This is a genomic window from Pedococcus sp. P1_H8 (assembly GCF_056405175.1).
In genome coordinates, this window is record NZ_JBFUCP010000094.1 from 1 (window position 1) to 563 (window position 563).

The 563-nt window shown below is 68.0% G+C and carries 1 protein-coding gene; it reads left to right on the plus strand.

The annotated features are described in order from the left end of the window. Positions 1 to 362: flavodoxin family protein (locus AC1DYG_RS19015; RefSeq protein ID WP_477641427.1), on the plus strand; the 362-nt coding region annotated here is incomplete at its 5' end. Positions 363 to 563 lie beyond the last annotated feature (201 nt).

Genomic DNA, 563 nt, shown 5'->3' on the forward strand with positions numbered 1-563 from the left:
ACAAGGGGCAGTACGCCTACTACGGGCGGGTGGGCGGCTGCCTGATCACCGGGAACGAGGACGGCGTCAAGCACTGCGCGATGAACGTGCTCTACAGCCTGCAGCACCTGGGCTACGTGATCCCGCCACAGGCCGACGCCGGCTGGATCGGGGAGGCCGGGCCGGGTCCGTCGTACCTGGACGAGGGATCGGGCGGACCCGACAACGACTTCACCAATCGCAACACGACATTCATGACGTACAACCTGATGCACCTGGCGGCGATGCTCCGCCGGGAGGGCGGTATTCCCGCGTACGGGAACCAGCGCTCACTGTGGGATGCCGGGTGTCACCCGAGCTTCGCCAATCCCGACTACCGCTGACAAGGCGGTGGCCGCGCCCCGTGAGGAGTGCGGCCACCGGGTGTCCGTGAGGTTCTCGGTCAGGCGGGCACGCCGAGCGAGCGGGCCAGCGTCGGCCAGGCCTTGGGCAACTGGTCCACCCAGTAGGCCCAGGCGTGGGTGCCCGTCGCCTCGAAGTCGAACGTCGCAGGAATGCGCAGGTCCTTCAGTTCGGACTGCAGG